We start from the raw sequence: 283 nt of genomic DNA, 5'->3' as shown, positions 1-283 counted from the left end.
TTGGTGCAGACTTTGTTGTAGCGCAGCTTGAAGTTCCATTTGAGGCGATAGAACAAGCATTTAAAATTGCTCGTAAGCAAAATATCACGACTGTATTAAATCCTGCACCGGCAATTGAATTGCCTAAGTCACTTTTAGAGTTAACTGATATAATTATTCCAAACGAAACAGAAGCAGAATTATTAACAGGTATTTCAATCAATAATGAAAGTGATATGAAAGATACAGCAACATATTTTCTCGATTTAGGTATATCTGCAGTATTAATTACTTTAGGGGAGAA

The 283-nt window shown here is 33.9% G+C and carries 1 protein-coding gene; it reads left to right on the top strand.

The features are described from left to right. Positions 1–283: PfkB family carbohydrate kinase (locus tag ACZ3HG_RS23375; RefSeq protein WP_465334710.1), on the top strand; the 283-nt coding region annotated here is incomplete at both ends.

It is taken from the genome of Erwinia sp. PME.40.26/001 (assembly GCF_055556675.1).
The sequence above is the reverse complement of the archived record's forward strand: the minus strand, read 5'-3'. Positions and strand labels throughout refer to the sequence as shown.